Genomic DNA, 8448 nt, shown 5'->3' on the forward strand with positions numbered 1-8448 from the left:
GAATACCTGCGCACAACGATCGGACTGGCCGACGAGAACGACGCATTCCTGGCGGCCAGCGCAGATCTGGCTGTCACCGAGCTGGCCCAGCCGTTAGGAGCGTCATGACCGCCGGTCGCCGCGCACGCGTTGAGCGCACCACCAAAGAATCCGAGATCGTCGTCGAGCTCGACCTCGACGGCACCGGAGTCGTTGATGTCGACACGGGTGTCCCGTTTTACGACCACATGCTGACCGCGCTGGGTAGCCACGCCAGCTTTGATCTGTCTGTGCGCGCCAAGGGCGACGTCGAGATCGAGGCGCACCACACCATCGAGGACACCGCGATTGTGCTCGGCCAGGCGCTGGGCCAGGCGCTCGGCGACAAAAAGGGCATTCGCCGGTTCGGCGACGCCTACATCCCGATGGACGAGACGTTGGCGCACGCCATCGTCGATGTCTCGGGCCGCCCGTACTGCGTGCACACCGGCGAGCCGGATCACCTGCGGCACACCATGATTGCCGGCAGCTCGGTGCCGTATCACACCGTGATCAACAGGCACGTGTTCGAGACGCTGGCGAACAACGCCCGAATCGCGCTGCACGTGCGTGTCCTCTATGGTCGCGACCCACACCACATCACCGAGGCCCAGTACAAGGCCGTCGCCCGGGCATTGCGGCAAGCAGTCGAGACCGATCCTCGGGTGTCCGGTGTGCCGTCCACCAAAGGCACTCTGTGAGAAGTAAATCCGTTGTGGTGCTGGACTACGGCTCCGGCAACCTGCGTTCGGCTCAGCGTGCGCTGCAGCGCGTCGGCGCCGAGGTCGAGGTGACTGCCGACCTTGGGGCAGCCGCGGCGGCCGACGGGCTGGTGGTGCCGGGCGTCGGCGCCTTCGAGGCGTGCATGACCGGCCTGCGCGGGATCAACGGCCAAGAGGTGATCGCCGAGCGGATTACCGCCGGGCGGCCCGTGCTGGGCGTCTGCGTCGGTATGCAGATCTTGTTCGCCGGCGGTGTCGAGTTCGGCGTCGAGAGCACCGGATGCGGGCAGTGGCCGGGCGCGGTGACCCGGTTGGCGGCGCCGGTCATCCCGCACATGGGATGGAACGTGGTCGCGGCCGCGCCGGGCAGTGCGCTGTTCAAAGGCCTGGACGCCGACGCGCGGTTCTATTTCGTGCATTCCTACGCCGCGCAGCGTTGGGAAGGCGGGTCCGAGGCGCTGTTGACGTGGGCCACGCACGGGGTGCCGTTCCTGGCCGCCGTGGAGGATGGTCCGCTGGCCGCCACCCAGTTTCATCCGGAGAAGAGCGGGGATGCTGGAGCGGCCGTATTGAGCAATTGGGTTGAGGGGTTATGACGTGCCGTTGATTTTGTTGCCCGCCGTCGACGTCGTCGAGGGCCGGGCTGTGCGCTTGGTGCAGGGCCGGGCCGGCAGCGAAACCGAGTACGGCTCAGCGCTCGACGCTGCGCTGACCTGGCAACGCGACGGCGCCGAATGGGTGCACCTGGTCGACCTGGACGCGGCGTTCGGTCGTGGCTCCAATCGCGAGCTGCTGGCCGAGGTGGTCGGGAAGCTCGATGTCAATGTCGAACTGTCCGGTGGTATTCGCGACGACGCGTCGCTGTCGGCCGCTCTCGCGACCGGCTGTGCCCGAGTCAATCTCGGTACGGCCGCGCTGGAGAACCCGACGTGGTGTGCCCGGGCGATCGCCGAGCATGGCGACAAAGTCGCGGTAGGTCTGGACGTGCAAATCGTCGACGGTGACCACCGGCTGCGCGGGCGCGGCTGGGAGACCGACGGCGGCGACCTGTGGGAAGTGCTGGAACGCCTTGACGGCGAAGGCTGTTCGCGGTTCGTCGTCACCGACGTCACCAAAGACGGCACGTTGACCGGACCCAACCTCGACTTGCTGCGTACCGTTGCCGAACGCACCGATGTTCCGGTGATCGCCTCCGGTGGCGTGTCCAGCCTCGATGATCTGCGCGCCATCGCGACGTTGACCGGAAGCGGCGTGGAGGGCGCGATCGTCGGTAAGGCGCTTTACGCCGGACGATTCACATTGCCGCAGGCGCTATCAGCGGTGGCGGGGTAGGGCCGCAATGGATCTCGACGCGCTAGTGGCCGAGGCGTCGGCGATCCTGGACGTCGCGGCGAAGCCTTTCGTCGCCGGCCATCGAGCGGACTCCGCGGTCAGCAAGCGAGGCGACGATTTCGCCACCAACGTCGATCTGGCCATCGAACGCCAAGTGGTCGACGCGCTGGTGTCGGCGACGGGAATCCCGGTGCACGGCGAGGAATTCGGTGGCGCCGATCTCGACTCGCCGTGGGTCTGGATCCTCGACCCCGTCGATGGAACGTTCAACTACGCCGCCGGTTCGCCGATGGCCGCGATACTGCTGGGCCTGCTGCACGACGGCGATCCAGTGGCGGGGTTGACGTGGTTGCCGTTCATGAACGAGCGCTACGCGGCGGTGTCGGGCGGTCCGGTGATGAAAAATGGTGTGCCGCAACCACCATTGGCTCACGCCGACCTGAACCACGCGATCGTCGGTGTCGGAACCTTCAACGCTGACTCGCGTGGCCGGTTCCCCGGGCGCTATCGGGTGGCGGTACTCGAAGAACTCAGCCGGGTCTCGTCGCGGATGCGGATGCACGGTGCCACCGGCATCGATCTCGCCTATGTCGCCGACGGGGTTCTGGGCGGCTCCATCAGTTTCGGTCATCACGTGTGGGATCACGCCGCAGGTGTGGCGCTAGTCCGGGCCGCGGGCGGCATCGTCACCAACCTGGCCGGCGACGAGTGGACTCCCGCTTCGCGCTCGGCATTGGCCGCCGCCCCCGGCGTGCACACCCAGCTGCTCGACATGCTGCAATCGGTAGGACTACCCGATGAGTACTGAATCCGCTTGCGGCACCAGCCTTGCCGTGCGCGTCATCCCTTGCCTGGACGTCGACGCCGGTCGGGTGGTGAAGGGCGTCAACTTCGAAAACCTGCGCGACGCCGGCGATCCGGTGGAACTCGCCGCCGCCTATGACGCCGAAGGCGCCGACGAGCTGACCTTTCTCGACGTGACGGCGTCGTCTTCAGGACGGGCCACCATGCTGGAGGTGGTCCGCCGCACGGCCGAGCAGGTGTTCATCCCGCTGACGGTCGGTGGTGGTGTGCGAACGGTCGCCGACGTCGACGTGTTGCTGCGGGCGGGAGCCGACAAGGTGTCGATCAACACCGCCGCGATCGCGCGTCCGGAGCTGCTGGCCGAGATGGCGGCCCAATTCGGTTCGCAGTGCATCGTGTTGTCGGTCGACGCCCGGACCGTGCCGGAGGGCTCGGCCCCGACGCCGTCGGGCTGGGAAGTGACCACGCACGGTGGCCGGCGCGGCACCGGCATCGACGCGGTGCAATGGGCGGCCCGCGGCGCCGAGTTGGGGGTTGGGGAGATCCTGCTCAACTCGATGGATGCCGACGGCACCCGCGCCGGGTTCGACCTGCCGATGCTGCGGGCGGTCCGGTCGGCGGTGACGGTGCCGGTGATTGCCAGCGGCGGCGCCGGTTCGGCCGACCACTTCGCGCCGGCGGTGGTCGCCGGCGCCGACGCGGTGCTGGCTGCCAGCGTGTTCCACTTCCGGCAGTTGACCATCGGCCAGGTGAAACAAGCCATGGCGGCTGAAGGGATCACTGTGCGATGACGCTCGATCCCGATATCGCGGCGCGACTCAAACGCAACGCCGACGGCCTGTTCACCGCGATCGTGCAGGAGCGAAGCAGCGGCGACGTCTTGATGGTCGCGTGGATGGACGACGACGCGCTGGCCCGCACACTGGAGACCCGCGAGGGCACCTATTTCTCGCGTTCTCGCGGCGAACAGTGGGTCAAAGGCGCCACCTCCGGCCATACCCAGCGGGTGCATTCGGTACGACTGGACTGCGACGGCGACGCGGTGCTGCTGGTGGTGGACCAAGTTGGCGGCGCCTGTCACACCGGCGACCACAGTTGCTTCGACGCCGACGTGTTGCTGGAACCGGATGAATGAAAAGCGCAGGGACCGCTGCGCCGACCGTAGGAACATAGTTTTATCGGCTAATAATGTTTGCTACGCAGATTTGATTGCTAGCTGACACAGGGGGCCCAATCGTTGGCCGCAACGTCTCCACCACATTTCAACTGCGCGCTGAAAGCGGAGGCTTCCGGTGATTCTGTCCCGATAATCAGCCAAATGATTCAAGATTTCGACCGTTAGCGGGGATCGGGGCACCTCCGCCCTTAACGAGGAGGCAAACAGAGTGACAATCTGCCTCGATGTCCCGTCGAAACGGGAGTTCTGTTGCTAGCGTGTCGTCAACCGGGGCATCGGCTGCCGTAAAAGAATCCGGAGATAGGCCATGGGGGAAATGGCACAATCACCGACGGCGCTGCCGCGCCTCCTCCGCATCGCTGCGGCGCCCGCCGTAGCGTTCTTGGCGTTCGCTGCGATCTGGTTGCTGGACAGATGGGGAGTCCTGCGGGCGCAGGCGGTTTTGCAGATCGCGGGGGGTCTGGGATTTCCGGGATTTGCGGCCGTGAGTGCCGCTATTGCCGCGCGACGGGGGCATGGTAGGCAGCGGCAGGCATGGCTGGTGATGACTTTCGGGCTGGTCGCGTTGCTGTTCGGCGCGATGACAGTGCTGTACCACCGATTCGTCCGTGACAGTGCCCTACCCCTGTATCCGCCGGCGGCGATGATCGCGTTCTTGCTCTTTCCGACGGTCGCCTGCGTGGCATTGCTGATATTCCCGTCCGGTTATTCAGGCGTCTCCCGTTTCCGGATGCTCCTGGACGGCGCGATCGTCGGCGCATCGCTGTTCGTCGTCGCATGGATGACCCTGCTCCGCGACGCGTACCCAACGGCAGGTGTCAGTCGCCTCGACGAGTTTCTGTCGATCGCCTGTCCGATCGGCGGGGTCGTGACGGTTACGGTGGGGGTGCTGGGCCTTGCTCGCGCAAACGCCTATTGGCGCCAGACGTTGGCGGTGCTGACGCTCGGCCTGAGCGTGATGGCCGCCGCAGGCGGCGCCTACGTGTTCCTGCTCGCGCGCCACATCTACCTCTTCGACACCTCCCTGGGTCTGGGCTGGCCGGCGGGACTGGTGCTGTTGGGCGTCGCTGCTCTCGACTGTCCGAGGGGTGCGCCCGAGACGTCGCCCCAGCAACCAGGATCGAGCGCGCCGGTCTCGCTATGGCTGCCTTACATTCCGCTGGCGGTCGCGGGCGGCCTCCAGATCGTCGAATTACGCGCAAGTCTGGAATCCGATCCCGCACTGGCTGCGGCGCCCTGGTTGGTTATCGCGGTGCTGGCCCGCCAATTCATGGTGGTCGCCGAGAACCGGCGGCTTGCGCACAGCGTGTCAGATCAGGCGCTACGCGACCCGTTGACCAACCTGGGCAACCGCGTTTTGTTCCATGATCGGCTTGACCACGCGATCCAGCTCTTCCATCGCGACCAGCGTTCGGTCGCCGTCCTGTCCATGGATATCGACGACTTCAAACTGATCAACGACAACTTGGGCCACGCGGCCGGTGACGCGTTGCTGGTGCAAGCCGCACAACGATTGCTCAGTTGCGTGCGTAGCGGTGACACCGTGGCGCGAATCGGCGGCGACGAATTCGCGGTGCTCATCGAGGATGCCGGGGAGAACGCGCATCTGATCGTCTACCAGATCATGGAGGCCTTCGAGCGACCGTTCAGCGCCGCCGGCGAAGTCATCTTCATGCGACCCACCGCAGGGCTCGCCGTCGCGGGCCTCAACAATCCCGAGCTGTGCGCGGCCGATTTGCTCAAACGTGCTGACAGTGCACTGGCTTCGGCCAAACGCCTCGGCGGTGGTCTGCAAACCTTCAGCGACGAGACTCATCTCGGGGACAACGCACTGGGACTCTCCGCAGCCGATATTCAGCTGTCGCGGGGCGGATTGGTTGAGGTGCGGCTGCTGAGCGACCTGCGCCAGGCCATCAGTCACCGTGCGCTGACCGTGCTGTACCAGCCGAAGGTCGACCTGCAAACCACAGACGTGGTGGGTGCGGAGGCACTGGCCCGGTGGCCGCATCCGGTATTCGGAATGGTGCTGCCTCACCAGTTTCTGCCGCTGGTGCGCCAGCACGGCCTGATGCGCACCTTCACCGATGTCGTCTTGGATCAAGCGCTCTGCGAGGCTGCTCAATGGCGGCGGCGGGGGATAGACGTACCGGTCTCCGTCAACCTGTTTCCCCCACTTGTCGGAGACATCAATTTGCCGGGCCATATCTTCGATGCCTTGGAACGACACGACTTACCGGGCGACTCGTTGATGGTCGAAATCACCGAAGACCTGCTTCTGGATGACATCGACCGGACACGGAAAGTGCTGGAAGCGTTGCGGGAGCGCAGTATTCAGGTTGCGCTCGACGATTTCGGCAGCGGGTATTCGGCCCTGACCTACCTGCGCAGACTGCCTATCGATGAAGTCAAGGTCGACTACGACCTGATCGGGCACGTCCTGACCGATCCGCGCGCCGACGCAATTGTGCGGGCGGTCATCCACTTGTCGCACGCACTGAATGTGACAACGGTTGCCGAGGGCGTGGAGAACGCTGAAATCGCAATGTGGTTGCGAGACCGGGGATGCGAAGTCGGGCAGGGCATTCTCTACAGTCCGCCCATCACCGGCCAGGCGGTGATGGAGTTGCTCTCATCGCCGGCAGCGCGATGATCTAGCCGGCGGCGTCCAGTCCGTTGGCCGGCTACCGCCGCGCGTTGTTCAGCGGCATCCCCGGCTAGCTGCGCGCCCGTAGCGTCTGCAACGCCTTATCAGCGTGCGTGTCCATGCTCAGCTCGCTGGAGATCACGTCAAGCACGGTGCGATTGGTGTCGATGACGAAGGTAGTGCGCTTGACCGGGATCAACTTGCCTAAAAGCCCGCGCTTGACCCCGAATTGGTTCGCGATCGTGCCGTCGGGATCGGACAGCAACGGGTAGTCGAAACTCTGCGTTTCGGCGAATTTCGCCTGCTTTTCAACGGGATCGACGCTGATGCCGACGCGGCTTGCTCCGACTGCGGCGAACTCTTGAGCCAAGTCTCGGAAGTGGCAGGCTTCCTTGGTGCACCCTGGCGTCATTGCCGCCGGGTAGAAGAACAACACGACAGGCCCGTCGGACAGCAGCGCGCTCAGCTTGCGCGGGGTCCCAGTTTGATCGGGAAGTTCGAAGTCAGCCACGGTGTCACCGGTTTTCATGGCCGTCACGCTACGCCAGTGCGATCGGAGTCGATCCGTCATCTGGGAAGATGGCTGAGTGCAAGCCAACCTCGCCGCCGCCACCACATCGCGGGAGCATTTCCGCGCGCTGGCCGCCGAGCATCGGGTGGTGCCGGTGATCCGCAAAGTGCTGGCCGACGCCGAGACTCCACTGTCGGCGTACCGCAAACTCGCCGACAACCGGCCCGGCACTTTCCTGCTGGAGTCGGCCGAGAACGGTCGGTCGTGGTCGCGATGGTCATTCATCGGGGCCGGCGCGCCGTCGGCGTTGACGGTGCGTGACGGCCAAGCGGTGTGGCTGGGCGCGGTGCCGCACGACGCGCCGACCGGCGGCGATCCGCTTCACGCGTTGCACGAGACGCTGGAGCTGCTGGCCACGGCCGCGTTGCCCGGTCTGCCGCCACTGTCCGGCGGGATGGTCGGGTTCTTCGCCTACGACCTGGTACGGCGGCTGGAACGACTGCCGGAGATCGCCGTCGACGACCTCAACCTGCCGGACATGCTGCTGCTGTTGGCCACCGATCTGGCGGCCGTCGACCACCACGAGGGCACCATCACGCTGATCGCCAACGCGGTCAACTGGAACGGCACCGACGAACGTGTCGACGAGGCCTACGACGACGCGATCGCGCGGTTGGACGTGATGACCGCGGCATTGGGCCAGCCTTTGCCGTCGACCGTGGCGACGTTCACCAGGCCCGAGCCGGTGCACCGTGCTCAGCGCACCGTTCAGGAGTACGACGCGATCGTCGACCGGCTGGTCGGTGAAATCGAGCGCGGCGAGGCATTCCAGGTGGTGCCCTCGCAGCGTTTCGAGATGGACACCCACGTCGAGGCGATCGACGTGTACCGGATGCTGCGGGTATCCAACCCCAGCCCGTACATGTATCTCCTTCACGTTCCGAATGATGAAGGGGGAACAGCGTTTTCGATCGCCGGTTCCAGCCCTGAAGCGCTCGTGACGGTGCAGGACCGTTGTGCGACGACGCACCCGATCGCCGGAACCAGATGGCGCGGCGACACCGATGAAGAGGACCAGCTGCTGGGAAAGGAGCTGCTGGCCGACGAGAAGGAACGCGCCGAGCACCTGATGCTGGTCGACCTCGGTCGCAACGACCTCGGCCGGGTCTGCACGCCCGGCACCGTTCGGGTGGGCGACTACAGCCACATCGAACGCTATAGCCACGTCATGCATCTGGTG

The 8448-nt window shown here is 65.6% G+C and carries 9 protein-coding genes; 8 read left to right on the plus strand and 1 reads right to left on the minus strand.

The features are described from left to right. The first annotated feature begins 104 nt into the window (after positions 1-104). From hisB to VN856_RS09945, 7 genes are all read left to right on the plus strand, one after another. Complete coding sequence (hisB, locus tag VN856_RS09915) at positions 105-719, plus strand: imidazoleglycerol-phosphate dehydratase HisB (RefSeq protein WP_325688459.1); 615 nt, start codon at positions 105-107, stop codon at positions 717-719. Then, on the plus strand, positions 716-1336 hold the full coding sequence (gene hisH / locus VN856_RS09920; protein ID WP_325688461.1) for an imidazole glycerol phosphate synthase subunit HisH: 621 nt from the start codon (positions 716-718) through the stop codon (positions 1334-1336). The genes hisB and hisH overlap by 4 nt, the downstream gene beginning before the upstream one ends. A 1-nt stretch (position 1337) precedes the next feature. Then, positions 1338-2072 (plus strand): bifunctional 1-(5-phosphoribosyl)-5-((5-phosphoribosylamino)methylideneamino)imidazole-4-carboxamide isomerase/phosphoribosylanthranilate isomerase PriA, encoded by a 735-nt coding sequence (priA, locus tag VN856_RS09925; protein WP_325688463.1) that lies wholly within the window; start codon positions 1338-1340, stop codon positions 2070-2072. A 7-nt stretch (positions 2073-2079) separates the two neighbouring features. Further along, on the plus strand, positions 2080-2880 hold the full coding sequence (locus VN856_RS09930) for an inositol monophosphatase family protein (protein ID WP_325688465.1): 801 nt from the start codon (positions 2080-2082) through the stop codon (positions 2878-2880). Beyond that, positions 2870-3667 (plus strand): imidazole glycerol phosphate synthase subunit HisF, encoded by a 798-nt coding sequence (gene hisF / locus VN856_RS09935; protein ID WP_325688467.1) that lies wholly within the window; start codon positions 2870-2872, stop codon positions 3665-3667. The genes VN856_RS09930 and hisF overlap by 11 nt, the downstream gene beginning before the upstream one ends. Continuing rightward, complete coding sequence (hisI, locus tag VN856_RS09940; protein ID WP_325688468.1) at positions 3664-4011, plus strand: phosphoribosyl-AMP cyclohydrolase; 348 nt, start codon at positions 3664-3666, stop codon at positions 4009-4011. The genes hisF and hisI overlap by 4 nt, the downstream gene beginning before the upstream one ends. Before the next feature lie 358 nt (positions 4012-4369). Further along, the gene (locus VN856_RS09945; protein ID WP_325688470.1) at positions 4370-6703 is read left to right on the plus strand and encodes a bifunctional diguanylate cyclase/phosphodiesterase; all 2334 of its coding nucleotides are present in this window, start codon (positions 4370-4372) and stop codon (positions 6701-6703) included. 64 nt (positions 6704-6767) lie between these two features. Here VN856_RS09945 and VN856_RS09950 read toward each other — a convergent pair whose 3' ends face one another. Continuing rightward, positions 6768-7226: a peroxiredoxin gene (locus VN856_RS09950; protein ID WP_325688472.1), complete on the minus strand. Its 459-nt coding sequence runs from the start codon at positions 7224-7226 to the stop codon at positions 6768-6770. Between the two features lie 58 nt (positions 7227-7284). Here VN856_RS09950 and VN856_RS09955 point away from each other — a divergent pair. After that, the coding region (locus VN856_RS09955; RefSeq protein ID WP_325688475.1) for an anthranilate synthase component I at positions 7285-8448 on the plus strand (1164 nt) is incomplete at its 3' end.

The organism is Mycobacterium sp. (assembly GCF_035603715.1).
Lineage (GTDB): Bacteria > Actinomycetota > Actinomycetes > Mycobacteriales > Mycobacteriaceae > Mycobacterium.